This window comes from Rhodoferax sp. SPJ4 (assembly GCF_058216275.1).
On the sequence record NZ_JBYZMN010000002.1, the window covers coordinates 694,780 to 721,491 of the forward strand.

Here is a 26,712-nt window from a genome sequence, read left to right on the forward strand (position 1 = left end):
TGGAGCTTGAATGGGAGTCAAGGCCTCGAAGCACTACATCAGTGCAAGAGCAACTCCTGCCTGGCTTGTCGAGCTTGAACGGGTCCGGAGCGGATCCCGGAAAGACATGGCGACGCTGGCGCGACGTTCAGAACGGTGACAGCGCGTTTGCGTCTAGCCGTAAGCAAGTGGCCATTGAGGTGGCTGACTGGGCCGCCTCGAAGCATCTGATCGATGCCGATACCGCCGCGTCTTTCAACGAGGCAATGCAGTTCCTACACGAGCTTGGAACCGGCAAGATCTGCTTGGATGATGATGGGTTTGAAGACAAGGTTTCCTGTTGTTACACCTTGGTCTTTGCATTGGCACTGATTGAGCCAGCGGCGCAAGACGGAGCTTTCCGGGACTTGCAATCAAGTGAAGGCTCCCTGCTTCAGCTATCTACACACCTTAAGGGAGACTCACGCCAGGACGTCCTCAGGGCAGCCTACGAGTCGCTGACGGCGCTCGCTGACCTGGAGCAGGCGCTGAGACAGGCATCTGCGCTGTTGGAAGGCGGCAAGGCTTCGATTTCCGACATTCCTCTTCCTGTTCGAAACCTGCTCATGACGGCTTTCATGGATGACGGTGCGGGATTGGTCTTCCGCGTTCAGGACCTGATGAGTCGCATTTATGGTGACGGCCCGAACGCGAAGGCGCAAACGGGCGTCTGGGTCGAGGATCTTGTCAAAGAGATGAGGTCTTTGGCCCGCGATCTCGCGTCATAGGCAGCCAAGGGAGGAAAGGCGGGGTCAAATTTGGGTCATCAGCACAGCTACGTGGAGCTACGTTTAATCGTGTCGTGATATTCTCAAAGAGCTGTTTTTCGAGGAGAGACCCTGGAGTCGGGTGTTCTCCCTGGAGGAGCGACCTGATTCACACGGCAGGGGTCGCAGGTTCGAACCCTGCACCGCCCACCAAGATTCAAGCCTCACAGATCGTTGATTTGTGAGGCTTTTTTCTTGTCCCGAGGTTCCCAACCGATCCCGAAACATCCGGTTGGAACTAAGCGCTGGCACTTCAGTGCCACTTTTGTGCCAATGGACCTTGATCCCGGTTTTTGACCGCGTTCAAGGAGACCCGATTGGCTACTTTCAAACCTCGCACCAAGGCCGAATGGCACGTCGTCTGCGCCCAGCATCACGCGAGTAACCGCAGCTTCAAGCTGGAGCCTGCGGCACGCAAGTACGCCGCCGCCCTGGAGGCCGAGGGCAGGGCAGGCGTGCGTGTCGTTGAGAAGACGACCACGGTCTGGCTTGCCCGCATCCGCTGTGTCGGTGCCCCTGACTTCTCCAAGACATTCGATCGCAAGTCCGATGCAGAGCAGTGGGCCCGCGAAAAGGAGGGCGAGATTGCCAAACGCCAGTTCGTCGACCACCGCGTGGCCGATGGCATGAGCCTCAGCCAGTTGCTCCTGCGCTACGAGGCGGAAACGCTCAAGGCAAAGGATACAAACGATCCCGAACGTTGTCGTCTGCGAGCGCTTGCCAGGCAATCATGGACCCTCGTGCGCATGAGTGGTTTGTCGGCATCGCACATCGCGGCGCACCGTGAACTGCGACTCACTCAAGTCAAAGGGACCACGGTGAAGAAGGAGCTCGAGCTGATCTCCCGGGTGATTGGTTTGGCACGGCGTGAGTGGGATGTGCACCTGGCCGCCAACGTGGCCTCTGGCCTGCTGGTGAAACGACCTGTCCCACAGCCTGGGGATGAGCGGAGTCGGCGTTTGGCTGATCACCACTGCTCGACGCCTCAACCCTTGACCGCCACGACACAGCGCCGAAGCAAGCGGAAATCGCTTTCCCAGGACAACGTTCGAGCGGCAGCGGCGAATGCCAACACTGCGTTGGAGGCCGCCACCCTGGCGCCAACAGCGCCATCAGCCGGTGGATGGGAGGTTCCTGACTGGGTCGTGGCCTGGATGCAGATGCCACAGACGGAGGAGCAGGCCCTGCTCAGGGCCTGCCGCTACCCGTGGTGGTTCCAGCCCCACAAAGCCAAGGTCAGCGAGGCTCGGCAGAAGGAGAGGGCATGGCGCGCGCAAAGCCGCCCGCGGATCAAGTTCAGGCTGCAACCGCGGGTTCGGCTGTGGGCGTTGGTCAGTCTGGCTCAGGAAACCGCGTTGCGTCGCGGCGAGCTGCTGAAGCTGCAATGGGAGCATGTGCACCTGAAGGAGCGATACCTGCAATTGCCTGGCTGGCTCACCAAAAACAAGAAGGAGCGCATAGTGCCGCTGAGGCTAAGAGCCATACGTATTTTGAAGACACAGCCGAACACCTCGGAGAGGGTGTTTCCTTACTCGGCCAACGCTGTGAAGTTGGCCTTCATCCGTGCCCGCAACCGTGCGGGATCACGCGATCTGCGCTTCCACGACCTTCGGCATGAAGCCACCAGCCGGTTGTTCGAGAAGACAGACTTGCGAGACTCCGAAATCGGTTCAGTGACGGGCCACACGGACCCACGCATGCTCCAGCGCTACTACAACAAGCGGGCGGGCAATTTCGTCAACCGGTTCGATACCTCCTTTCACGGCCGTCAATACAAGAAAGGAGATCCGACATGAGGGGGCAGGGTAGTGGTGTCACCGTTGCATAGCTTGGTGAGAAGTTAGGGTGGGAGCCTCTTGAGATCGTCTCTTTCGGATACGCAGCAGTGCGCTGGACCCCTGATCATCCTGGCTCGTCGGCTTGGGTGCATCTGATTCGAGAGGTGAAAGCACATGCAGGGACCGTTTTAAACACCCAAAGTGAAACAGCTCAAACGGTGCTCTTAAGGACCCGGAGCCGATGAATCGCAGGTAGTATTTACATACGCGCTGAATCCCGGAACGTATCTAGCTATAAATGACCAAGCGCGCACCCTTTAACTTTTAAGGTGCGTGATCATGAACGAAACCAAAGAACCCCGACCCTGGATCGGGCTCGAGGCGCTGCAGCTGACGGAGGCTCAGCAAGCCGAATTTGACGCCATCAGAGCGCGTCTCGAAAGCGAAATCCCCAAGGGCCTCTATTTGAGCCGCGAGGATTTCGCGACGCTGATCGGGAAGGAAGTGAAGACGCTTCAAAACGATGAAGCGCCCATGGGGAGCAAGCAGTACCCCATCCCGATCCGCCTGGTCAATACGGTGACCTACAGCCGGGACGATGTCTTGAACTGGCTCACTGCCAAAGAGCTCGAAAGCCGCGCACGACGCATTCACCGATGCCGGTGAATCTCGTTTTGTCTATCCAGAGGGTACCTGTCTTGAAGGACATATCCAACCCTGGTGTGCTCCGCCACCAGATCTGGTTTGTGGATTCGGTAGGGAATGGGCGAGCCCGCTCAGGCCAAGTCCCGACGCTGCACCAGTCTGTGTGTGTACCCGCTCAGCATCGTTGTGAGACAGCACCACTGGCTGCGCTTTGATTAAGACATACGAATCATCACTACCAAAAAACCTGGAATTGAATTTCATTGCGTTCACTTGCAATGAAATTCAATTCGGCAACTATAGGAATAGACATGGACGACAAACCGATCAAAGAGCGCCAGCCGAAAAAAGTCGGAAGGGAACCCGTGGCCACGAAAGACAACGTCAAGGAGGCTATTGAGTTCCTGGAGGGTGAAGGCTTGACTCTGAGTGGACGTGCGGTCATCGACATGGTGGGTGGATCTTCGACGACAGTCAACAGGCTTATCGACGAAATTCGACCAGAAAGAAAAAAAGCGATGGCGGATAGGGATCTGCCCGACTACATGTACAAGTCTTTGGCCCAATACGTCAAAGAAAAAACGTCAGAGCTTCGGCAAGCGCATTTGGTGGAGACGAACGAATGGAGCAGCAACAGCGTGTGTCTATGGCCCTCATGGATGCGATGAGTCAGACGAAAACTGATGGGGAATCTGCTAAGGAGGCTCTGCGTGTGAATTTGGATGGGTTGAAAGGGCGGCTGGAGCAGGAGACCAGTGCACACACCCTGACCCGAGGCGATTTGAAGTCTGCGCAGGACCAGATCATGACCTACAAGCTCAGCATTCAGAAATTGGAGCAGAAGTTGATGGATGCGGAGGATCGATTCATTTCTGTCAGGGCCGAGCGCGACAAGTTGTTGGACCAGTGTGCAGACCAGATTAAAGCCATCGAAGAGCAGCGTGAACGGGTGATCACATCGGAAAAGGAGCTTGTCGATCAACGTGGAATGAATGCCGAATTGACCGGCCAGCTCCGCAGCGAGAAAGAGGCGCACGAACAGACGAAGCAAAAACTCGAATCAACCCAGGCGCAATTGATGACCAAGACCGAGGCTTGTACGAGAGCCGAGACCGAGCACGAACAAAGCCTCAAAGAGGCGCAGCACCATCAAAGTAAGGCAGCAGAGCTGACTCGCCAGCTGAAGGAGAGTCAGAAAGCAGGCGGTGAGTGCAGGGAAAAGTTGGCCCGGACGGAGGGGCAACTGGAGCGGGAGATTACTCGACGCGAGAGCTGATCGTGGTTGACCGAACTGCCTAGAACGCCCAGAGCAGCATGGAAACGCATGCTTGGGTGTGTGAGCAGAGATCGAAACCGAGATTGACTTTGACCGTTATCGCGCACGGATCGATGTATCAGGGCTGGATACAGCGATCCGGCGCGATAACGGGGCACGTACCTCCACCGCAGGGGGAGGGATGCGTAGCAAAGTGCCCTGCCGAGGACGGCATGAGCAAGCGGCATGACAGAGACGTTGGACGGTAGTCCGACGTTTCTGGTAGGGCGGTTGCTGAGGTCGGCAGCGGCACACCAAAAGCAGCGCTTTTGGTTCAACGCGGTTTCGAAATGGGTGAATCGCGATCGAGTTATCAACGAAATCGAGGATAGGACGATGCAAGACAAGGACGAAATCGAGATCCAGCGAGCCATGACCGCACAGGATTTCCTGGCTCAAACCGTGCTTCAACCGATAACCATCGCAGAAACAGGTGAGGCCGACCTCGATGACAAAAACATGGATTTGTGGTTGACGCAATTGGTCAAGATCGATTCATCGAAGTTCAAGATGGTGGACTTGTCCGAGCGGTGCTTGGCTTACAAGCATGTGAGCGAGGCTCGTTCGCTTATGAGCAATTTCAAGAAGCGGCCCATATCAAAGTCAAGCGAGGACGACTACACCAAAAAAACCGATCACATGCTCGAGGCATTGTCAGAAGTCATCGAGATTTACAACATCGATTTCTGGAAGCGGGCGCTTGGAGCTCATGTCAACAACAGCAGTACATTTCGCGGCAACCGGTCGGCTGTGCGCTGGAAACTCCGTGAATGCATCGCAGTACTTCTGGCTGAACAGGACATGCACCAAAGAGTCCATGGGACGACATCGGAGTGGCAATTCCTTTGTGAACAACTTCAGCGTTGCGTCAACGCCCATCAGGTCATCGGGCAGTGGTCACAGGAGGATTTCTGTGCAGTCAGGGGTGCGCAGCGTAAACCCAAAAAAAGCAAAAAAGAGGACCTGATCAAAATCGCGAAGGTGTATGTGGACTGGCAAGCCCGAATGAGACAGGAGTTGCTGGGCACCAAGTTCAACGACCCACTTTTAGTGATGGAACGCATTGGCTGCCGACCCTCTGAGTTGGTGGGAGGTGTTGAGATTTCGCTGTCTCAGCCTGGTTGGTTTTCCCTGAAAGTGCGTCGCGGCTCGAAGGTCACCAAAGACGCTGGCCAGAAGTGGCGCGTCATTCATCTGCCCATTGCCTTGATGCCAGAATGCTGGCGCGCCGCCACAGCCAACCACGGCACCTATTTGGTTCAAATCGAAAATGTCGACCAGCTGCGGAACAAGATGCAGGACGCGAGTAAGAAGGCACTGCCGGGAGTGCCTTATGTGACGGCCAACGTTTACCGGCACGCTTTACCAACCTTGTTGCGAGTTTCTGGCTTTGAACCGGTGGATATCGCTGCTGCGATGGGCCACTCCGTGGCGCATACCCAAGCTGGGTATGGCATTCGGGGCGGCGGCAAGCGCAAGCCCAAGGTCGACCTTACAACGATCGCACGGTTCGAAGTCCCTCGAAAGGTCAAACCGCGGGATCGCAGTGGGTTGGAATTCATTCTCGCGAAGAAAAAGGCGAGCAAAAAGCTCAAAGCTCAATGAGGCAACGCCTGTCTGAGCATGTTCAAAACTGCCTGGGTTGGGGAGTTTTGGCCAAGTACACATGCTCTGTTGGGCGATCCTTGGCCGATTGCACCGGGGGGGAAGGTGATTGAGCTCGAAACGGCGTTCGAGCGGGAGGGCAAGAACTCTTTTGTAATCTAGGGATAGGGCGATATGACGCAAAATTGCTCGCCACATGCCCCCAACCCCAGCCAGTCTCACCCGTACCCACCTGCGCCGCCTGCGCGAGACCTACCGCTCAGCCGGCTGGCCAGTGCAGGACGTGATTGAGGTCGAACTGCTGGCCGCCGGCCTGCTGGAACGCCTCCCATCCACCCAGGGCCCCGAGACTCTGCGCGTGACCGATGCTGGCATCACCTGCATTGCCCAGTCCGCCCAATCCAACCGCCAGGCCTTGTCGGCCCACGAAGCCCTGGTTCACCGCATCGCAGAAACCCTGCTGCGCGATGGCCGCATCGTCTGGACCCAACTCAGCGTTCGCGCCCGATTGCCTGATTCGGTCGACCATAACGGTGAAGCGCCTCCCGCCCCCCGCTGGAAAGGCTGCAAACCCGACGTCTTCTCCATCCGCAACACAACCGTCGCCGGCTACCTGGAGCCCACGGTGCACGAGATCAAGGTCAGCCGGGCCGACCTGCTGGGTGACTTCAAATGCCAGGACAAGCGCGACAGCTACCTGGACGTTGGTGGCCAGTGCTGGTACGTGCTGGGCTGTGACCGCAAAGGGCAGCCGATTGCTGAGCCAGACGAGATCCCTGCTGTCTGCGGGGTGATGATTGCCCAGCCCGACCACCTGGTGGTGGCCCGCCCCGCCCCCATGCGTGCCGTGGCTGACCTGCCTTTCGCACTGTGGATGGCCCTGGCCAAGTCCGTACCGCTGCCATCGCTGGCCTATTTCAAGGACGAGGCCAGCCAGGCGCCCCTGGCGTCGGTGTCTCCAGTCATTGATTCAGATGGGCTGGATTGATTACGAGGGCCGTGAATCTGGAAATCAGCGAAAGTGGCTGGTTCGACGGTTAAGCCTACGTGCGGGTGATTCGATTCGAGACAGAAGTCGGTGTACTGGTACTGGTGGGGTATCGACACCAGGATGAGCGCAATCTGATCGGGCTGGCTGGCGTTTAGTGCGAGTGTCAGCTCCAGGCTGGGAGCAGACATCCGACAGCTTTGGCGTGTACGGCAGCTTCCGACTCATTAGCGACGGTTGGGCAACTCGCCTCGACGAGGAAAATCGGTCGCTCAAACTCGCAGAAGCCTTCTCATGCCGGCCGGTGATCGTCGAAGATTACCTTACCGCGTCGCGAGTTTGCGACGTTAAACTTTTGTAGAACGGCGACTATCAGTCGTGTCGGAGGTCCACTGGGCTGTAGCAAGATCGATCGCCAGCCTGATGGCGGCGTGCAGTGACCCGTACGATACAACGAGAAAGGAAGGAACGGCCTATGCAGCCGAACAAGACATCACCGCTGGCGCTCTTCGGTCAGCCTTTGCAGTACCTAGTGCCAATCTTTCAACGTGGCTATGTCTGGACGGTTGAGCGTCAAATTCAGCCACTGTGGGTCGACATCGTTGATCGGGCCCGTGAACTTGAGCGCTACGAGACAATTCGGCAGACCGCAGAGATGCAAGGAGCCCCGCACCTGGCACGACAACCGCGGCGACACTTTCTGGGAACGGTCATCGTTACCGAACACCGTGGCGGCGCAATCGGCGAACCTACCACCGCAGAGGTGATCGACGGCCAACAGCGAATGACCACCACTCAAGTGCTGGCGTTGGCGTTCCGCGACGCTGTGGCCGACCTGGACGATGAGTTCCTGCGTCAGTGCATGGACACCTTCACGGGGAACGCAGGGACCTACCGTGCGCCCCATGCACGCTACAAGGTCTGGCCCACCAATGCCGGGCGTCAGGAGATGACTGATCTCGTCGAGAACAGGTCTTTTGAGAGGGTCTGTGAGCGATACCCGGTGGTGACGGTCGGTAATGGCAAGAGCCGTAAGCGTGTGCCCAGGCCTCTGCTGGTAGAAGCTTATCTGTACTTGTACGGCGTCATCGGCCTGTTTCTGCGCGGCGTAGATTTCGACGAAGTTGTTCCCCCCGAACCAGGCAGCCTAGAAGAGCTGGTCGACGAGGTGTCGATGGACCTGGGCCACGATGTGGACCGTACTCTTGCCGCCTACTGGATCCATGAGATTCGGCACGAATCCACCCCCAGGCTACCGCGAATCGAGCGTCCGATCCTGCCCGAGCGCATCCAACTTCTTATTTCCACCCTGACTGAATACGTGCAGCTGATCGAACTCCGCCTTGGTGCGGACGACGATGCGCAGGTGATCTTCGAGTCGCTAAACGACCGAGGTGAGCGCCTGACACCGGCCGACCTAGTGCGCAACTTCGTGTTCCTAGAGGCCACACGCAAGAACGTATCTGCGGCCGCTTTGTACGACCAGCATTGGCGCGACTTCGATGAGGCCCCCGCTGAAAAGGGTGCGAACAGCAAGAGCAAGCTGTTTTGGAAAGTGGACGAGCGGCAGGGTCGTCTAACGAACACCCGGCTTGACACCATGCTTTACCACTATGTGTCGATGCGCACGGTGAACGACGTGAAGCTCGACCACGTCTTCGAGGAGTTCAAGCAATGGTGGTTGGCCGGAAAAAAGGACGTTGACCAGGAACTCGCACGCCTAAAGCAGGCCGCCATCGTGTTCCGGGCGATGGTGCATCCGGACCGCAGCAGGCGCTTGGGCCGCTTTGCCTACAACTTGCGTGTGCTGGACAGCACTACTGTAACGCCAGTGGTGCTGTTCTTGGCCGAGCGCCTGGGCAGCGACAGTGATCGGTTCCTATCGTGCCTGACTGTGGTTGAGTCCTATCTGGTGCGCCGTGCCGTTTGCGGCCGATCGACTAAGGCGTACAACCGGATCTTCCCTGGGCTGCTGAAGCGTTTGAGCGAGGCGGATACGCCTACTGCTGAACTGCTTGCAGAGCATCTTCAAAGCTTGTCAGGTGGCGAGACGCAAGATTGGCCTGACGATGCGACCTTTCAGAAGGCGTGGATGGAACTCAACACCTACAAGGCGCTCCGCACTGCCAAAACGAAGATGCTGCTGGAAGCATTGGAGCTGGGCAGTCGCAACGAGGTGCACCATGAGTCGGCCCAATTGCCATCCGCCGCGCTTCATGTCGAGCACGTTCTCCCAGTGGCTTGGGAAACCCATTGGCCTTCGCCTGTCGATGAGAATGCGGTGTTGCTGCGCAACCATCTGCTACACAACATCGGTAATCTCACGCTGCTCACGGCAAAGTTGAATCCCTCGCTGAGCAATTCTTGCTTTGGCGCAAAGCGCCCTGAAATCACAAAGAGCCTCCTTGCGCTGAACGCCCATTTTCAGGGCCCGGCTTTTACCGTTCCAGAACCTGTGTGGGATGAGCCCCGTATCCGTGAACGGGCACAAGCTCTGTTTTCCGTAGCCGTCCGAATCTGGCCGTTTAGCGCGCCAACGTAGACTCAGAATTGACTAAAAGCGACACTATGTCGCTTTAGACAGACGCTAGTGCACCCCGTGCCTGCTCGACACGGCCCGAGGTGATGTGGTCGAGCTCACAGAAGCATCGTCCCGATAGTTGTGGGCCGGGTCCAGTAGGCTTCTCTTGAGGTTCTGCTCTGCTTTTTCTGTCCTAGCGCCAGTAAGCAGACCCTCGTGACCGGCGGCTCCTCGCAGGCAGCGTCAGTACCGGGAGGAGGCAGAGAACTTACTTTTTGAGGGTTGGCTGTTGCCGTCCGAAGTCGGCTTGCGGCAACTCGCGTTTGGACCCGGTCTCGGCCATGAGCCGACACTCAAGAGTGAAAACTAGGGATGTCGTAAAGTGCTCCTTGTATTAGAGGTATCGGTCAATTTTTAGTGGGGCTGAAAGTCTGCTGCCCGTCACTCAACTCGAATTCCCAATCCAATTACCTCACCGCGAGAAAAAATGAAACTTTTGGGTGCCAAGCTGAAAGACGGGTTTCTTGTCATCGAGACCGATAGGGGCGACAGATACCGGAAGATTGACAGCGACACAGAGGCTTTGCTTAGATTGGCGGAGCGTCTTCGAGGCAAGAGCATCATCACCACGACTTGGCCTGGCTGGAATTCCGACAAATGGTTTGCAACCATTGAGGACGCTGAGCCTCCGAAGGTTCCGAGCTGGAGCCAAGCTTCAACTGTAGCTAGACCGGCGAATATGGTGACTATTCCTGATCTACCTGCAGCCACTAGTCCCTTAGCAGCGGTGATCGACAACGCCGAAGCCGGTGACCCGGAGGCTCAATTTGCATTGGGCCAGTACTATGAGAAGGGTATAGGTATACCAAGGAACCTTGTAGAGGCAGTGTATTGGTACCGACGGGCAGCGGATCAGGGACACAAGGCCGCTGCATTTGAGTTGGGGTGCACTCAACCTACTCAAGACTTGAATCGTCTAACTCCCTCGGGGCAAATCACGAAGATCTTTGGGCCTCCGGGAACGGGTAAGACGACTACGCTTATTCGACTGGTCACTCAAGCGATAGCAGAAGGCACGAAGCCAGACCAAATTGGATATTTCTCCTTTACGAATCAGGCAACCGAGGAAGCAAAGAAGCGCATACGCAGCCAATTCCCTGACTATGACACCACCCAGGATTTCCCCTACTTTCAAACGCTGCACAGCCTTGCGAATCGGTCCCTACGCACTAGAGTCAAATTATTGACCGAAGAGCAAGCCTTGGCTTTTGATAATGAGGTTTTCATTGAACGTCCCTTAATGCGTGAGGGCGATGAATCATCCCGAGTGGTGCGGGTGAAACATCCGATCTTAGATGCCGCGTCAACGGCGCGGGCGATCAAGCAGCCCCTGAAAGAGTATCTCCGCGCTCTACCAGTGTCGCAACGATGGCCTCTGAATAAGTGGCTGGGACTGGAGTACCGGAAATGGATAGACGCTTTGGGGGAGGCTGACATCCTCAAAATCCTCGGTTATCAACACCGATTTGAATCCTACAAGAAGTCGTTAAGTGCCATTGATTACGCGGACATGCTGGAGCGATCGATAGAGCAGCGTTCCAGTCTGCCGGACTTTGAGTTGTTGATCGTGGATGAGGCTCAGGACTTGACCCCCGTACAGTGGGACTTGGTAAGGATATTGATTTCACGATCAAAGCGTACCTACATCGCTGGCGACGATGATCAGGCCATATGTGAGTCGTTTGGTGCCAGAGCAAGTGAATTCGTGTCTATTCCATCCAATCAAAGTGATGTGCCGCTAGAAGAATCGAATCGCGTTCCCCCAGTCATCCACGCATCTCTAGCCCCGTTGGTTGATCGATTAAATAATCGATTTCCCTATCGTAAGGACAAGATGTGGAAACCCAAGAGTGACGGACCGGCTGGTGAAGTTCGCTACTTCGATTCGCCGACCTCTTTGTTAGATGAGTTACTTCGACTGAGCCGTACCTCATTTAACAAATCGATTCTGGTAATGGCCCCCACAAATGCCACACTCAAAAAGTTTTCTTACATGTTGTGCCAAAAATCAATCAGTCACTATCTTTCCAATGAGCTTATGGGTCAGAGCCGGACGGCGATAAGACTACTGACGATCTGGGGCGCCAAGGGCGGCGAGGCAGATGTCGCGGCGCTACTGCGAGTTACAGACATGGATGAAAGGATGCTTGAAGAAGACCCCCGCCTTGAATATGTTGCCGTGACTCGTGCGAAAGAGATCTTCTATTACGCTGGATTCTCTAGTCCGGTAGGCGAAACTCAACCTACTAATCCTGACACGACTCCCGTCAGTCAAATTCATCAAGTCTCCAATCCCCCGGGGGTCTCAGCTGGGTTAATACAAGCGCTCAATGCCCGATTTCGCCGTGCACCGAGACCTTCGGATCGGAAACTTCCGTAGCAAAAGCATCACCTAATTCAGCGGAGCTGGCGCGTTCAACACCGCGTGCTTGGCGATCGAACGTCTGCTTTTATTCGAGAGTGTCAGTTCAACCCTTCGTGCAGCGGACACTCGATCACGATCAGGCGGAGCAACCGGTGGCCTGGCACGCTGGATGACTGCAGCCCCCTCAATACCAGTAATTGATGCCGCCGCACTGCCTGGTGATCCGATGGCGGCTTGGTGTCAGTCGCCGTGCTAGCAGTCCCCTGGCGCGACCGGCGGCTGTCGCTGCAGTCCCGACGGTCGAGCAAAGGCAGGTACACGCTGATTGCAGTCATTTGGCAGGCTTCCGCCTCAACGGCTTACCCAAAATACCAGTTGTTCGAGTTACACCACCAAAAGAAGTTGAGTAAACGAATGATCGTGGCGTTGACGGCTTGCGGCATCTGACCCATTGATCTGGCTGACCTGAGATGGAAAGTAACGTTCCGCCATAAGCAAGCGAGTGACAGGAGTGGCTGGCTTTGGGATGAATACTGGCAGGGCAGCGAGATGACCACCAGGCCTGGCCAGAAATGCACGAACATCCGCCTCTCCATGGTGTCGGCCTGGGGCATGGCCGCAGTGACCAAGTGGGTGCAGAGGCTACTGGACATCGGCGCCTTGCGGCGCGCAGGTCAACGGGCGCGGCTGGGCTCCAGTTCCTTGGGCGTCTTGCCGGCGTACATCTCGAAGATCAGGCTTCTGAGCCACTGGTTCGCCGGGTCCTTGTGCAGTTTGGCGTGCCAGAATAGGTTGATGGCAATCTCCGGTAACTTCACCGGGTGCTTCACATAGCTGAGTCCGAAAGGCTTGGCAATGCGCTCTGCCAGCCGTTCCGGCACGGTGGCGATGAGATCTGTGGACTGCAGGATGTTGCCCACGGCCACGAAGTGCGGCACCTTGAGCCGGATCTTGCGCGGCGTGCTGGCGCTGTCGAGCAGCTGGTCAACCTGGCCATGACCGGTGCCGGCCGACACGATGGCGATGTGGTCGGCGTCGAAGAACTCCGAGGCCAGCACCTTTCCTTTGTCCAGCGCGTGGCCCTTGCGGAAGATGCACACGTACTGCTGCAGGAACAGGCGTTGCTGAAAGAAGCCGGCCTTCAATTGGGGCAGTAAGCCGATGGCCAGGTCGATTTGGCCCGACTCCATGGCGTCCTTCAGGTTGATGGCGGTGTTGCGCACCGTGCTGATGGCGATGTGAGGGGCGCTTTTCTGCAAGCGCTTCATCAGCCCCGGCAGAAAGTAAATCTCACCAATGTCGGTCATGCCGATCGAGAAGCTGCGTTTGCTTTCGGCATGGTCAAAGGCATTGCGGGTGTTGACCGCGCCGTGAATCATGCTCAGCGCGTAGCCAATGGTCTCCGAAATCTGTTCGGCAAACGGGGTGGGCTGCATGCCGGAGGAGGTACGCACAAACAGCTCGTCGCCGAAGAGCTTGCGCAGCCGGGCCAGGGCGTTACTGACGGCTGGTTGTCCCAGCCCCAGGTTCTCGGCCACCTTGGACACCCGCTTCTCGGCCAGCAGCTGTTTGAAGATCACCAGCAGGTTGAGGTCGATCTCGTTGAGTTCCATGTCCACTCCCCAAGCATTATTGATTTTAGTGATTTTAAAAATCTATTGTATCGCATTGACTGATTTTGGTCTGGAAAACATCATCCAGTCCCAGAGACAAAGCAGCGCCACAAGGCCTGCGTTTACCAACCATTCACCTCACCCCGGCCGACCTCACCCATGGAAATTCTTGTGCGTCCATTGCAGCGGACCCTGAAGGTGGATGCCGGCGTCAACCTGCTCGACGCCTTGCGCGCCAACGATGTCCCGATGTCCTACAGCTGCCTGGCGGGACGGTGTGGCACCTGCCGCTGCCGGATCAGCCAGCCGCCAGGGTCGGAGGCGAACGGCACAGACCACGGTGAGGACGACTACGTGCTGGCCTGTCAGACCTTTCTGACCCAATCCTGTGTGGTTGAGATTCCAGAGCCCGACGAAATTGTGGTGCACACCGCCCGGATTGTGAAGGCCACCGTGCTGTCCATCGACGCCCCGACCCACGACATCCGCCGGCTACGCCTGAAGCCGGCCAAGCCCCTGGACTTTTCGCCGGGACAGTACGCGCAGCTGCAGTTCACGCCGGAGTACATCCGGCCCTATTCGATGGCGGGTCTGGCGTCAGACGAGGCGCTGGAGTTCCATGTGCGCCTGGTGCCCGGCGGCCGCGTGACCGGCTGGATTGACAACACCTTGAAGGCGGGCGACGCGGTGCGTGTCAGCGGGCCGCTGGGCTCGGCCTACCTGCGGCGCAAACACAGCGGGCCCATGCTGTGTGTGGCAGGCGGCACCGGGCTGGCACCGATTCTGTCCATCGTCCGGGGCGCCATTGCCGAAGGCATGTTGAACACCATCCACCTCTATTTCGGGGTGCGCTCTGAGCGCGATGTTTACGGCATGGACTGGCTGGCGGCGCTGAAGCAACAGCACCCGCAGTTGCACACTCATGTGGTGCTGACTTCCGGCAGCGCCCGTGGTTGCCGCACCGGGCTGGTCACCGACGCCATCGCCAGCGACTGGAAAAACCTGGACGGCTTTCGCGCTTACCTGTGTGGCGCCCCCCCGATGGTGGAGGCCACGACGCTGCTGGTGCGCCAGATGGGTGTGTCGGCCGAGCAAATCTATGCCGATGCCTTTTATGCGAGCGGAACCTGAGGACCATCACCGATGAACGCCCGAATGCCCGACAACGAAATCCAGACTCTGCGCCAAGCCTATTACGACCGCATTGGCCAGGACCACATGACGCCGCTGTGGGAGGTGCTGGGCGCGCTGGTGCCGCCACAGCCCCGGTCTCCCGCCGTGCCCCACCATTGGCGCTACGAGCAGATCAAGCCACAAGTCATGGCATCCGGCACGCTGATCAGCGCAGCCGAGGCCGAGCGGCGGGTGCTGGTTCTGGAGAACCCTGCACTGCGTGGCCAGTCCTGCATCACGCCGTCGCTGTACGCCGGGCTGCAGCTCATCATGCCGGGCGAGGTGGCGCCCGCTCACCGGCACACCCAGTCGGCACTGCGCCTTGTGCTGGACGGGGAGGGCGCCTACACCGCGGTGGACGGTGAACGAACCACCATGCGGCGCGGTGATTTCATCATTACCCCCTCCTGGACCTGGCATGACCACGGCAATCTGAGTGACCAGCCGGTGGTCTGGCTGGACGGGCTGGACATTCCGCTGGTGCGCTTTCTCGATGCCGGGTTTGCCGAGAAGCACAGCAGCCTGTCCCAGCCAGCCTACCGGCCCGAGGGCGACGCCCTGGCGCGTTACGGCGCCAACATGGTGCCGGTCGATTTTCAGCAGGAAGCTACTGCGCCCACCAAGGTCTTTGTCTACCCCTGGGCGCGCACGCTGGCCGCGCTCAAGGCAATCTCAGCCGGCCAGCCCGATTCGCACTTCGGCTTCAAGCAGCGCTATATCAACCCGGCCACCGGCCGCTCTCCCATGCCTACCATCGGCGCCTTCTCGCAGTTGCTGCCCGCTGGCCTGGAAACCCGGCCATACCAGTGCACTGACGGCACGGTCTACGTGTGCCTGCAGGGCGAGGCCGAGGCGGTGGTGGGCGACACCGAACACCGGCTGCGTGAGAACGACGTGCTGGTGGTGCCGTCCTGGACCAGGCATCAGTTCCGCGCGTCCAACGAGGCGGTGCTGTTCAGTTTTTCAGACCGCCCGGTGCAACAGGCACTGGGCCTATGGCGCGAATACCGCGCCTGAGCCCCACCCTAACCAGAGAAAACCGATGAAATTTGCCATTCCCCCCGCTCACCTCACCACCCTCTCCGTGGCCGGCATCAGCGACCGCTTTCCGGTAAACCGCATCTTCTGTGTGGGGCGCAACTACGCGGCCCATGCCCGCGAAATGGGCAAGGACCCCGACCGCGACCCGCCGTTCTTCTTCATGAAACCTGCCAACGCCGCGGTCGATGCAGCGCTGCCGGTCACCATCCCCTACCCGACGAAAACCACCAACTTCCACCACGAAATCGAACTGGTGGTGGCCATCGCCAAGGGCGGCAGACACATCCCGCAGGGCGAGGCGCTGAGCCATGTCTACGGCTACGCCGTGGGGCTGGACATGACCCGCCGCGACCTGCAACTGGAGGCCAGGGACAAGGGCCGACCCTGGGAGTTTGGCAAGTCCTTTGCTTTGTCGGCCCCCATCGGCCGCATTACCCGGGTCGACGGCTTGGGGCATCTCGCTTCGGGCGCCATCAGCCTGACCGTCAACGACCAGCCGCGCCAGTCTTCCGATATTTCAAAGCTGATTTGGTCAGTCGCCGAGTCAATTGCCTATCTGAGTGAGTACGAGGCGCTGGAGCCTGGCGACTTGATCATGACCGGTACCCCCGAAGGCGTGAATGCCGTGGGGCGTGGTGACGTGATGAAGGGTGCCATCGACGGATTGCCCGGTATCACCGTCAGCGTGGGAAATTGAACCTGACGCATTGAAAGGATCCCGCACATGACAACGTCCACCGGCACCTTCCCCGTGAAGTTGCATTGGGAAACTGGCGACACCAGCCGCATTCCCTTTATGGCCTACACCGATCAGGCTCTCCACAAAAAAGAGCTGGAGCGCTTTTTCTACAAGAAGCACTGGAGCTATGTCGGTCTGGAAGCTGAGATCCCGTCGGTGGGCGATTACAAACGCACCGTGGTTGGCGAGCGCTCGGTGCTGATGGTGCGCGACAGCGATGGCGGTGTCAGTGTGGTCGAGAACGTCTGTGCCCACCGGGGAATGCAGTTCTGCCGCGAGCGCCATGGCAACAAAAGGGAATTCGTCTGTCCTTATCACCAGTGGAGCTACACCTTAAAAGGGGACTTGCAAGGCGTTCCCTTCCGGCGCGGCGTTAAGCAGGACGGCAAGGTCAACGGCGGCATGCCGGCCGACTTTAAGACCAGCGACCATGGCTTGACAAAGCTCCAGGTAGCGGTGCGTGGCGGCGTGGTTTTTGCCAGCTTCGATCCCGAGGTCGAGCCTTTTGAAGATTATGTGGGCCCGGAAATCCTGGCCTACTTCGACCGGCTTTTCAACGGCCGAAAGCTCAAGGTGTTGGGTTATAACCGCCAGCGCATTCCGGGCAACTGGAAGCTGATGCAGGAAAACATCAAGGACCCCTACCACCCCGGCCTGCTGCACACCTGGTTTGTCACCTTCGGCCTTTGGAGGGCCGACAACAAGAGCCAGCTGAAGATGGATGCCAGGGGGCGCCACGCCGCGATGATTTCCACCCGTGGCCAGTCCGGCAAGGCCGACCAGGTGACCCAGGTGTCCAGCTTCAAGGACAGCATGCAGTTGCACGACCCACGCTTTTTGGACATCGTGCCGGAGGCCTGGTGGGATGGGCCCACTGCGGTGATGTTGACACTGTTCCCCAGCGTTATCTTCCAGCAGCAGGTCAACAGCGTTTCAACTCGCCACATCCAGCCGGTAGGCCACGACGCCTTCGACTTTGTCTGGACCCACTTTGGCTTTGAGGACGACAGCGAGGCTATGACGCAGCGGCGCTTGCGTCAGGCCAACCTGTTTGGGCCGGCTGGCTTTGTGTCGGCCGACGACGGCGAGGTCATCGAATTCTCGCAGCAGGGATTTGAGCAGAAACCGTTTCACCGCACCTTGGCTGAGCTGGGCGGGCGGACCGTGGAGGACACGGACCACATGGTCACCGAGACGCTGATCCGTGGCATGTACAGGTACTGGCGCGAGGTGATGGAGAGCGGCGATGAGTGACCAACTACTGTCTGACAACCTCGGCGCCAATCCTTCCCCCGCTCTCCCCAGCGTGTGCTTCGAGGATTTCCTTGCCATCTCCCGGCTCTACACCAACTACGCCTTGGCGGTGGACTCGGGTAACTGGGACGCGTGGCCCGAGTTCTTCACCGACGACTGCGTCTACAAGCTCACCCCCCGCGAAAACTTCGACCGCGGCTTTCCGCTGGCCACCCTGTATTTCGAGAGCAAAGGCATGCTCAAGGACCGGGTGTACGGCATCAAGGAAACGCTGTTCCACGACCCCTACTACCAGCGGCATGTGGTGGGCACGCCGGTCATTCGCCTAGCCGAACCTGACCGCTTTGAGACCGAAGCCAACTACGCGGTGTTTCGCACCAAGCTGTCCAAGGAATCCACGGTGTTCAACGTGGGCCGCTACCTCGACGTCATCGTTCGCACGCCAGCCGGCCTGAAGCTGGCCTCCCGGCACTGCGTCTACGACAGCGAAATGATCCCCAACTCCATCATCTACCCGATCTGACACCATGGACAACACCTCCTGGATTGATGCCACCGACGAAGCCAGCGTGCCCGACGACGACGTGGTGGGCCTGACGGTGCAAGGCCGCGACATCGCTTTCTACAAAGTGGATGGCCAGGTCTATGCCACCGACAACATTTGCACCCATGGCCACGCCCGGCTGTGCGACGGATTTCTGGACGGCTTCGAGATCGAATGCCCTTTGCATCAGGGCAAGTTCGATGTGCGCACTGGGCGCGGCCTGTGCCAACCCATCGAGGCCGACCTGCGCTGCCACCCCGTGCGCATCGAAGGCGGCCGGGTCTTTCTGCAACTGATGGACTGAGCCGCCACGCCAGCCCCGACCGAACTCACACAACACCCGAGGAGACTGTCATGCCCATTCACCCTTTTCATTGGCGCCCCGCGGCGCTGGCCGGCGCCGCCTTGCTGTGCGCGGCCTCCATGGCCTCCATGGCCTCGGCGGCCACCATCGGCATCGTGGCCCCGCTGTCGGGCCCAGTGGCCATCGTCGGCCAGGACCAGGTCGACGGTTTCATGCTGGCGCTTGAGCTGCTGGGCGGAAAGCTGGGGGGGCAGCCCACCACCGTGCTGAAGGAAGACGACCAGCTGAAACCGGAGATCGGCGCGCAAATCGTGCGCAAGTTCATCGACAAGGACAAGGTCGACGCCATCGTCGGCCTGAGTTTCTCCAACGTTTTGATGGCCAGCCTGCCGCGCATCACCGAATCTGGCACCGTGGCCATCGCCACCAACGCCGGGCCGTCCACGCTGGCTGGCGCCGGCTGCAAGCCCCATGTCTTTTCCACCGCCTGGCAGAACGACGGCTCGGCCGAGGCCATGGGCAAGTACGTGCAGGACAAAGGCCTGAAGCGCGTCTACCTGATGGCCCCCAATTACCAGGCTGGCAAGGACATGCTGACCGGCTTCAAGCGCTACTTCAAGGGGCAGATTGCCGACGAGGTCTACACCCAGGTCAACCAGCCCGACTACTCGGCCGAGATTGCCCAGATCCAGGCCGCCAAGCCCGACGGCCTGTTTGTGTTCTACCCCGGTGGTATGGGGGTCAACTTCATCAAGCAGATGGCCCAGGCCGGGCTGATGGGCAAGCTGCCGGTGTATTCGGTGTTCACCGTGGACAGCACCACCTTGCCTGGCCTGCGTGACGCCGCCGTCGGCACGGTAAGCGGCGCCATGTGGGACGCGTCGCTGGACAACCCCGAGAACAGAAAGTTTGTAGCGGCCTTCGAAGCCAAATACAAGCGGGTGCCCAGCACCTACGCGGCCGCCGCCTTCGACGCCGCCAACATCCTTCACATCTCACTGGCCAAGGCCAAACCGGGTGATGCCAAATCGCTGGCGGCCGCGGTCAAGGTGGCGGGTAAGGAGGTCAAGTCGGTGCGGGGGCCGTTCGCCTTCAACCGCAACAACATGCCCATCCAGAACTACTACGCCTTCGATACGGTGAAGGTGGGCACGGTGGTGAGTGGCAAGCTGTTGGGCACGCCGCTGACCCAGCACGCCGACGCCTACCAAGCGCTGTGCAAGCAGGACTGACATGACCACCGGCATGGTGATTGCGCAGCTGCTCAACGGGCTGCAGTACGGGGTGCTGTTGTTCTTGCTGGCCGCTGGCCTGACGCTGGTCTTCGGCATCATGAGCTTCGTTAACTTGGCCCATGGCTCGCTTTACATGATGGGCGCCTATTTCGCGGCCACCGCCTTCGAGCACACCGGCTCGTTTGCGCTGGCCCTGATCGCCGCCATGGGTGGCGCGCTGCTGCTGGGCCTGTTGCTCGAATGGAGCACGGTGTCCCGCCTGTACCGCCGCGACCACCTCGACCATGTGCTTGCCACCTTTGGCCTGGTGATGTTCTTCAACGAACTGGTGCGCATGGTTTGGGGCTCACAGCCGGTTTTTCTGCAAATTCCCGAGATCCTGGCGGGCGCCATCGACTTCGGCGGTTTCAGCTATCCAGCCTATCGCTTCGCCATCCTCGGTGTGGGACTGGTTGTTGCCGTGGGGTCCTGGTGGCTGATCAACCGCACCCGCGTCGGCATGCTGATCCGCGCCGGTGCTGTCAACCCGGCCATGGTGGCGGCGCTGGGCGTCAATATCCGACTGCTTAACGCGATGCTGTTCGCCGTCGGGTCCATGCTGGCCGGCTTGGCTGGCGCGATGGCCGGACCCATCCTGTCGGTGCAGTCGGGTATGGGCGAGTCGGTGTTGATCACAACGCTGGTGGTGATTGTCATTGGCGGGATCGGCTCAGTGACCGGTGCGCTCTACGCTGCGCTGATCGTGGGGGTGGTTGACACCCTGGGGCGGGTCCTGCTGCCCACACTGCTGCGTCAGTTCGCCGAGCGCTCGTTTGCCGATGCGGCCGGGCCCGCGCTGGCTTCAATGATGGTGTATCTCTTGATGGCGGTGGTGCTGGCTTGGCGCCCCCAAGGCCTGTTCCCAGCGAAGAGAGGTTGACCATGGCAGAGATTTTCAAGCGTCCCAGCGGCTGGGTTCCACTGCTTCTGTTGCTGCTCCTGGCCGTTGTACCTTTGGTGTCCAGTGCCACCGGGCAGCCCTTCTACACAGTCTTTTTTGCACGCATCCTCATTTACGCCATCGCCGCCAGTGCCTTGAACATCGCCCTGGGCTACGGTGGGCTGGTGAGTTTTGGCCACTCGCTCTTTCTGGGCCTGGGGGCATACGCGGTAGGCCTGTCGTCCTTCCACGGGGTGGGTAACGGCTGGGTGCACCTGGGCCTGTGCCTGGGGGCCGGTGGCCTGGTGGCGCTGGTGACCGGCGCGATCAGCCTGCGCACCACTGGCATCGCCTTCATCATGATCACGCTGGCCTTTGCGCAGATGGGCTATTTCTTCTTTGTCAGCCTGAAGAACTACGGTGGCGACGACGGCCTGCCCATCACCACTACCAGCCGGTTTGGCGGTATTGACCTGGGCTCTGCCGAACATGTGTACATGGCCGCGCTGGCGGTGTTGCTGGCCACGCTGTGGTGGATGGGCCGGCTGCGCCAGGCCCCGTTCGGTATGGTGATCCGCGGCGCCAAACAGAACGCGCGACGGGTCAGTGCCTCGGGTATCCCAGTGGTGCGTTACCAGCTGGTGGCCTATGTGATGTCGGGCATGTTGTGCAGTGTCGCTGGCCTGCTGCTGGCCAACCTGAATGCCTTTGCCTCGCCCAGCACACTGGCCTGGTCGGTGTCGGGGGAGCTGATCGTTATCGTGGTGATTGGCGGCATCGGCACCGTGTTCGGTCCGCTGTTGGGTGCCGTGCTTTTCCTAGGCCTAGAGGAAGTTCTCAAAGGCCTCACCGAGCACTGGATGGTGATTTTTGGCCCGCTGATCGTAGTGTTGACGCTGCTCGGAAAAACCGGTCTGGTGGGGCTGTTGCAGCAACTCGACGCCAAAGGAGCAGTGCGCCAGGATGCGGCCACACCGGTAGCCTTGGCAGACCATCGCGGCCCGACTGGCGTCGGCAAGGGGGTCGCATGAGCAGTCTGTTGCGTACAGCGTCGCTGACCAAGCGTTACGGCGCATTGCTGGTCACCGACGGGGTGTCACTCGACATTCGGAAGGGTGAGCTGCATGCCATCATCGGGCCGAACGGGGCCGGTAAAACCACGCTGATCAACCAGTTGTCTGGTGAGCTGCAGCCCGACAGCGGCACGGTCTGGTTCAAGGACCGTGACGTGTCGTCCTTGTCTATTGGTGAGCGCGCCCGTATGGGCCTGCTTCGGTCCTACCAGATCACCTCGGTGTTCGAAGAATTCTCCGTGCTGGAGAACGCTACTTTCGCGGCGCTGGCGGTGCGTCAACACGCGTTCCGCTTCTGGTCGGCCATGGTGGACTCTCCGCGGATGAAAGCCTTTGCGGTGGAAGCCCTGGCCGCCACCGGTCTGGCCCATCGGTTGAAGAGCCGTGCCGGAGATCTGGCCTATGGCGAGCGCCGCCAACTGGAGCTGGCGATGGGCCTGGCCGCCGGGCCGGAGTTTTTGTTGCTGGACGAACCTATGGCCGGCATGAGTGTGCAGGAGTCGGTGGCGGTGGTTGATCTGCTGGCCTCACTGAAGGGCCGCTACACCATCCTGCTGGTGGAGCACGACATGGACGCGGTGTTCGCGCTGGCCGACCGCATCAGCGTGCTGGTGTACGGCAAGGTCTTGTTCACCGGCACGCCCGATGAAATCCGCCAGCACCCGGAGGTTCGCGCCGTCTACCTGGGTGAAGAGGAGGAGATGGCATGAGCGCCTTTCTGAGTGTGCGGCATTTGCAGGCCTCCTACGGCAGCGCACAGGCGCTGTTTGACGTGTCGTTCGACGTACTGGCCGGCGAGGTGGTCACGCTGCTGGGCCGCAACGGCATGGGCCGCTCGACCACGGTCAAATGCCTGTTCGGCATGCTGCCGGTGTCGGGCGCTGGCGAGGTCTGGGTGGGCGGCGAGCGAGTTGACCGATTGCCGTCCTACCGCATCGCCCGCAAGGGCCTGGCGCTGGTACCCGAGGGCCGGCAGGTGTTTCCTAACCTGACGGTGGAGGAGAACCTGGTGGCCACTGCGCGACTGGCGAAAGAGGCCGCCGGTCAGCCCTGGGACCTGGCGCGGGTGTACCGCTTCTTTCCCCGCCTGCAGGAGCGCCGCGCCAACCTGGGCTCGCAGCTTTCCGGCGGCGAGCAGCAGATGCTCGCCATTGGCCGGGCCCTGATGACCAATCCCCAGCTGCTGGTGCTGGACGAGGCCACCGAGGGGCTGGCTCCGGTGATCCGGGCCGAGATCTGGCGCGCGCTGCGAGAGCTCAAACACGAGGGGCTGGGGCAGATCATCATCGACAAGAACGTCAAGGCCCTGATGGGCATGGCCGACCGACATGTGGTGATCGAAAAAGGGCGGGTGGTCTGGCAGGGCAGTTCAGACCAACTGCGGGCTAACCACAACATCGTTGAACAGTATCTGGGAGTCTGAGCCATGGCACTGACCTTGCACACCTACTTTCGCAGCTCGGCCGCCTACCGGGTGCGCATCGCACTGAACCTCAAGGGCCTGAAGGCCGACCCGGTCTTTGTTCACCTGAACCGCAACGGCGGCGAGCAGTTCAGCGAGGTCTTTCGCGCGATCAACCCGCAGGCGCTGGTGCCGGTGTTGAGTGACGACGGCTTCCAGCTGAGCCAGTCGCTGGCCATCATGGAGTACCTGGACGACATCCAGCCTGAGCCCAGGCTGCTGCCCACCGACGCCCGGGACCGGGCTGTTGTACGCCAGCTGTCGCTGGCCATGGCCTGCGACATCCACCCGCTGAACAACTTGCGGGTACTGAAGTTCCTTACGGGCCGAATGGGGCTGTCTGAGGCCCAGAAGTCCGAATGGATAGCGCACTGGATCGGAGTGGGCCTGGCCGCTGTCGAAGCCCAACTGGCCCAGCGCCCGGTGGCGGGCCGCTTCTGCCTGGGCGACACCCCCACCATGGCCGACTGCTGCCTGGTGCCCCAGGTGTTCAGTGCCCAACGCTTCAACGTTGACCTGGCGGCCTGCCCGTTGACCCTGGCCATCCATGAGCGCTGCCAGCAGCTGCAGGCCTTCGCCGACGCCCATCCCGCCCGGCAGCCCGATGCCGAATGACCGTGCGAAAGCCATCACCTTCATTCATGAAAATGAATCACATCATTGACGCGGGTGCCTTTCTCTGCAGGGCCATCTTTGCGATGCTCTGAACCACCATCGGTAGTGCTTTGGTATTCAAAAAATACGAACGGAGACAACAATGACCCACCCTTTCTTCCGCGCGCCGCGCCAGGCCCTGGCCTTGCTGGGCGGCCTGTGGCTGGCCCTTCATGCGGCGGCCGAACCCGGGCCCGCTCTGCTGCGCGCCCCTTTGCCCCGCGCCCCGCAGCTGGAAAACACTGGCGTCTGGGCCGCCCAGCCCATCATGGTTTGCCATGCCAGTGCCTATCGGGCCGGTGAGTTCGTGCACCAGGGCTGTGTGTACGACGATCAGGGCGCCCAGCTCAAGGCGCTGAAGTGGCCGGAGCACGCGATCACCTTCGCCTACCGCTACCCCACCGCCGAGGCCTACCGGCAGAACGCCGCCGACCTGGTGGAGGTGCGGGTCAAGCCGCTGGCCGACGCCATGGCCATCCGCTTGACTTACAACACCATGATCGACCCCGCGCTGGTGGCAGCCACCATCGCCATCGGCGGCGACAGTGGTCAGCCCCGGCAGGCGCCACACGGTGCCAACACGGTTATGCCGGCCCAGCTGTTTGCCACGGTCCATGGCCGCACAGCCGACCTCGTGGATGCAGCCAGTGGCGGCAGCCTGTCGGTGACACCGGTGGTCAAGGTCGATGTGGCGCGCCGCCAGGTCGAGGTGCGCATCCCCTTTAGCGTGTTCAACCCGTTGGGCAAGCGGGTGCGCCTGGCGGTGGCGGCCGGCCTGTGGGACTCTGCCAAGGGCCGCTACCTGACGCCCAAGCTCGGCGACCCCGACGCCCAGACCCCAGGCGCCGGTTTGCTGGCTGGTCTGGGCCCCTTCTCGGCATTCTTTGACGTGGCTTTCCGCCACAAGGAACCCTTTGATTCGCCGTGGCGCAACGACCTGCAGAAGAAAGCACTGGCTGCGCGCGACATCAGTCCCTTCTTCGCCATGGTGGATTTCAATAAGCTGGCCGCCGGCGTCAACGACGAGATGTCGGGCAGCCCCGAGGGCGTGCCTACGGCCGGCTTCATGAACCGGCTCTACGCCTCCCGCTTTGAAGCCAAGCAGGGCCGCCGGCTGCCGGAAGACGCTAACGGCCCGCCCCTGGGCTCGTTCACCCAGCAAAACGGGCTGACCAAGGCCGTCGGTACGCCGAGTTTTCAGTTCGGCTGGGTGTGTCGTGACAACTGTGTGCCCGACCTGCCAGGCCAGCTTCAACGCTACACGGCCTACGTGCCCAAGCTGCCGGTGCCGCCGGCCGGTTACGCCAGCATGTTCTGGACGCCAGGCTATGCCCAGACGGCCAACGACCAGGTCAACGACGTCAATTACGAAGGCCTGTTCCCCGCAGGTGACCGCGACCTCTACCGCCAGGTGGCCAATCGCCCTGCGGCGCCCACCGTGGTGGTGACGGTGGACGGGCGGGGTAACGACCAGTGGTTTTATGGCCGCAGCGGGGCTGATGTGCTGGAGGTCATTGCCGACGCACGCCGGGTCTTCAAGCTCGACCCGAGCCGCACCGTCATGAGCGGCTTTTCCAGCGGCGGGTATGGTGCCAACAAGCTGTCGCTGCAGTTCCCCGACACCTTCAGCAAGGCCTTCATCTGTGACGGCCTGAACAAGGCGCCGTCCATCCCCGGCATCAACGGGGTAGCCGACACGGTGTTCCCGGCGATTGGGCTAGACATCATCACCCGCCACGAAGCCGGCTCCGCGCTGACTCCGCTGCTTCCGTCGCGACGCAACCAGCCGGTGATGGAATGGGCGGGCCTGCCCGACGACTTCATTCCCTACAACATCCAGCGCGAGCGGGCCCAGGCCTATATCGCCGGCGACTACGACTTCAACTTTGTCACCTGGCCGGGCGCCGCCGGCGAGCATGTGGTGATGTGTGCCAACGGTATGTGGCCGGTGTTGACCCAGTGGCTGGGCGACATGCGGGGTGTCGACAAACCTTTCCACGTCACGTTTGTGCGCAACACCGCCTGGGACGATCCTCAGTCCGGCATGGTGGGCGACAAGGCCTACTGGCTCAGCACCATCCAGACCCGCTCCGGCGTGGCTACAGATTTGGGCCAGGTTGACGCCATCTCCCGTGGCTTTGGTCTGGCGGATGCGGCCAACACCCCGGTGGCTTTGTCAGTGGGCGCGGAAAGCGGCACTACCGTGAAGACCCCCAACCCCTACACCATGGAGCGGCGGATCAAGGCCGCACCCATGGCCGCACCGGTGCAGGACCGAATCGACATCACCGCGCGTAACATTCGCAGCTTGACGATCGATCCGGTGCAGGCCAAGGTCAGCTGCCAGGTCGATCTTCGGGTCAAGACCGATGGGCCGATGACGGTACGCTTGGCGGGTTGCGGAGCCGATCGGCAATTCAACTGAGTCCAGATGTCCTCTGATATGTGGTTAGGGGACAAACCCATGAAGCCTTGGACCCGGACTATTGCCTGGTGACCTTTAGCCGGGGGTAGATAGCGATGCGCTTGACCTTGCGTATCCACGAAAAAAGATCTCCGCAAAGTCCGGAAGCTCATTGTGCTGCTGAATAAGGGTCATGAATGGTTCGGACGAATGACCTCAGGCATGTTGATGCCGA

Annotated in this window: 23 protein-coding genes and 1 pseudogene; 23 read left to right on the forward strand and 1 reads right to left on the reverse strand. The window is 60.1% G+C overall.

Features of this window, described 5'->3' with window-relative positions:
- Nucleotides 1-167 precede the first annotated feature (167 nt).
- From AC4BAR_RS10730 to AC4BAR_RS10770, 9 genes are all read left to right on the forward strand, one after another.
- Nucleotides 168-746, forward strand: a complete 579-nt coding sequence (locus AC4BAR_RS10730) for a hypothetical protein (RefSeq protein WP_490627849.1) — start codon at nucleotides 168-170, stop codon at nucleotides 744-746.
- A gap of 356 nt (nucleotides 747-1,102) precedes the next feature.
- The gene (locus AC4BAR_RS10735; RefSeq protein WP_490627850.1) at nucleotides 1,103-2,581 is read left to right on the forward strand and encodes a site-specific integrase; all 1,479 of its coding nucleotides are present in this window, start codon (nucleotides 1,103-1,105) and stop codon (nucleotides 2,579-2,581) included.
- Nucleotides 2,582-2,902: 321 nt separating this feature from the next.
- Nucleotides 2,903-3,229 carry a hypothetical protein gene (locus AC4BAR_RS10740; protein WP_490627851.1) on the forward strand — a complete coding sequence of 109 codons (327 nt, stop codon included), beginning with the start codon at nucleotides 2,903-2,905 and terminating at the stop codon, nucleotides 3,227-3,229.
- Between the two features lie 290 nt (nucleotides 3,230-3,519).
- Nucleotides 3,520-3,876, forward strand: a complete 357-nt coding sequence (locus tag AC4BAR_RS10745) for a DNA-binding protein (RefSeq protein WP_490627852.1) — start codon at nucleotides 3,520-3,522, stop codon at nucleotides 3,874-3,876.
- Nucleotides 3,831-4,484: a hypothetical protein gene (locus AC4BAR_RS10750; protein WP_490627853.1), complete on the forward strand. Its 654-nt coding sequence runs from the start codon at nucleotides 3,831-3,833 to the stop codon at nucleotides 4,482-4,484. Before AC4BAR_RS10745 ends, AC4BAR_RS10750 begins: the two co-directional genes overlap by 46 nt.
- Before the next feature lie 225 nt (nucleotides 4,485-4,709).
- Nucleotides 4,710-6,128, forward strand: coding sequence for a hypothetical protein (locus AC4BAR_RS10755; RefSeq protein ID WP_490627854.1), 1,419 nt, complete (start codon nucleotides 4,710-4,712; stop codon nucleotides 6,126-6,128).
- Nucleotides 6,129-6,324: 196 nt separating this feature from the next.
- A complete protein-coding gene (locus AC4BAR_RS10760; RefSeq protein WP_490627855.1) occupies nucleotides 6,325-7,116 on the forward strand; it encodes a hypothetical protein in 792 nt (263 codons plus the stop codon).
- 475 nt (nucleotides 7,117-7,591) lie between these two features.
- The gene (locus AC4BAR_RS10765; protein ID WP_490627856.1) at nucleotides 7,592-9,658 is read left to right on the forward strand and encodes a DUF262 domain-containing protein; all 2,067 of its coding nucleotides are present in this window, start codon (nucleotides 7,592-7,594) and stop codon (nucleotides 9,656-9,658) included.
- A gap of 466 nt (nucleotides 9,659-10,124) precedes the next feature.
- The gene (locus tag AC4BAR_RS10770) at nucleotides 10,125-12,077 is read left to right on the forward strand and encodes a UvrD-helicase domain-containing protein (protein ID WP_490627857.1); all 1,953 of its coding nucleotides are present in this window, start codon (nucleotides 10,125-10,127) and stop codon (nucleotides 12,075-12,077) included.
- A 659-nt stretch (nucleotides 12,078-12,736) separates the two neighbouring features.
- Here the strand turns inward: AC4BAR_RS10770 and AC4BAR_RS10775 are convergent.
- Entirely contained in the window at nucleotides 12,737-13,675 is a 939-nt protein-coding gene (locus AC4BAR_RS10775) for a LysR family transcriptional regulator (RefSeq protein ID WP_490627858.1), read from the reverse strand.
- A 159-nt stretch (nucleotides 13,676-13,834) separates the two neighbouring features.
- On the opposite strand from AC4BAR_RS10775, the gene AC4BAR_RS10780 reads away from it, so the two are divergent.
- The 14 genes and pseudogenes from AC4BAR_RS10780 to AC4BAR_RS10845 all read left to right on the forward strand — a co-directional run bounded on the left by AC4BAR_RS10780 (nucleotide 13,835) and on the right by AC4BAR_RS10845 (nucleotide 26,498).
- Entirely contained in the window at nucleotides 13,835-14,806 is a 972-nt protein-coding gene (locus tag AC4BAR_RS10780) for a 2Fe-2S iron-sulfur cluster-binding protein (RefSeq protein WP_490627859.1), read from the forward strand.
- Nucleotides 14,807-14,818: 12 nt separating this feature from the next.
- A complete protein-coding gene (gene gtdA, locus AC4BAR_RS10785) occupies nucleotides 14,819-15,865 on the forward strand; it encodes a gentisate 1,2-dioxygenase (protein ID WP_490627860.1) in 1,047 nt (348 codons plus the stop codon).
- Between the two features lie 25 nt (nucleotides 15,866-15,890).
- A complete protein-coding gene (locus tag AC4BAR_RS10790; RefSeq protein ID WP_490627861.1) occupies nucleotides 15,891-16,586 on the forward strand; it encodes a fumarylacetoacetate hydrolase family protein in 696 nt (231 codons plus the stop codon).
- Between the two features lie 27 nt (nucleotides 16,587-16,613).
- Nucleotides 16,614-17,882 carry an aromatic ring-hydroxylating dioxygenase subunit alpha gene (locus AC4BAR_RS10795; protein ID WP_490627862.1) on the forward strand — a complete coding sequence of 423 codons (1,269 nt, stop codon included), beginning with the start codon at nucleotides 16,614-16,616 and terminating at the stop codon, nucleotides 17,880-17,882.
- On the forward strand, nucleotides 17,875-18,405 hold the full coding sequence (locus tag AC4BAR_RS10800) for an aromatic-ring-hydroxylating dioxygenase subunit beta (RefSeq protein WP_490627863.1): 531 nt from the start codon (nucleotides 17,875-17,877) through the stop codon (nucleotides 18,403-18,405). The genes AC4BAR_RS10795 and AC4BAR_RS10800 overlap by 8 nt, the downstream gene beginning before the upstream one ends.
- A gap of 4 nt (nucleotides 18,406-18,409) precedes the next feature.
- Nucleotides 18,410-18,730, forward strand: coding sequence for a non-heme iron oxygenase ferredoxin subunit (locus tag AC4BAR_RS10805; protein WP_490627864.1), 321 nt, complete (start codon nucleotides 18,410-18,412; stop codon nucleotides 18,728-18,730).
- Between the two features lie 50 nt (nucleotides 18,731-18,780).
- A complete protein-coding gene (locus AC4BAR_RS10810; RefSeq protein ID WP_490627865.1) occupies nucleotides 18,781-19,962 on the forward strand; it encodes an ABC transporter substrate-binding protein in 1,182 nt (393 codons plus the stop codon).
- Between the two features lies 1 nt (nucleotide 19,963).
- Nucleotides 19,964-20,884, forward strand: a complete 921-nt coding sequence (locus AC4BAR_RS10815) for a branched-chain amino acid ABC transporter permease (protein WP_490627866.1) — start codon at nucleotides 19,964-19,966, stop codon at nucleotides 20,882-20,884.
- A 2-nt stretch (nucleotides 20,885-20,886) separates the two neighbouring features.
- Nucleotides 20,887-21,915: a branched-chain amino acid ABC transporter permease gene (locus tag AC4BAR_RS10820; RefSeq protein WP_490627867.1), complete on the forward strand. Its 1,029-nt coding sequence runs from the start codon at nucleotides 20,887-20,889 to the stop codon at nucleotides 21,913-21,915.
- Nucleotides 21,916-21,980: 65 nt separating this feature from the next.
- Nucleotides 21,981-22,427, forward strand: a pseudogene (locus AC4BAR_RS10825) (ATP-binding cassette domain-containing protein); the annotation flags it as partial.
- A 99-nt stretch (nucleotides 22,428-22,526) separates the two neighbouring features.
- On the forward strand, nucleotides 22,527-22,667 hold the full coding sequence (locus tag AC4BAR_RS10830) for an ABC transporter ATP-binding protein C-terminal domain-containing protein (RefSeq protein ID WP_490627926.1): 141 nt from the start codon (nucleotides 22,527-22,529) through the stop codon (nucleotides 22,665-22,667).
- Complete coding sequence (locus tag AC4BAR_RS10835) at nucleotides 22,664-23,380, forward strand: ABC transporter ATP-binding protein (protein ID WP_490627868.1); 717 nt, start codon at nucleotides 22,664-22,666, stop codon at nucleotides 23,378-23,380. Before AC4BAR_RS10830 ends, AC4BAR_RS10835 begins: the two co-directional genes overlap by 4 nt.
- A gap of 3 nt (nucleotides 23,381-23,383) precedes the next feature.
- Nucleotides 23,384-24,034 (forward strand): maleylacetoacetate isomerase, encoded by a 651-nt coding sequence (maiA, locus tag AC4BAR_RS10840; RefSeq protein ID WP_490627869.1) that lies wholly within the window; start codon nucleotides 23,384-23,386, stop codon nucleotides 24,032-24,034.
- 142 nt (nucleotides 24,035-24,176) lie between these two features.
- Nucleotides 24,177-26,498, forward strand: coding sequence for a hypothetical protein (locus AC4BAR_RS10845; RefSeq protein ID WP_490627870.1), 2,322 nt, complete (start codon nucleotides 24,177-24,179; stop codon nucleotides 26,496-26,498).
- The last annotated feature ends 214 nt before the right edge of the window (nucleotides 26,499-26,712 follow it).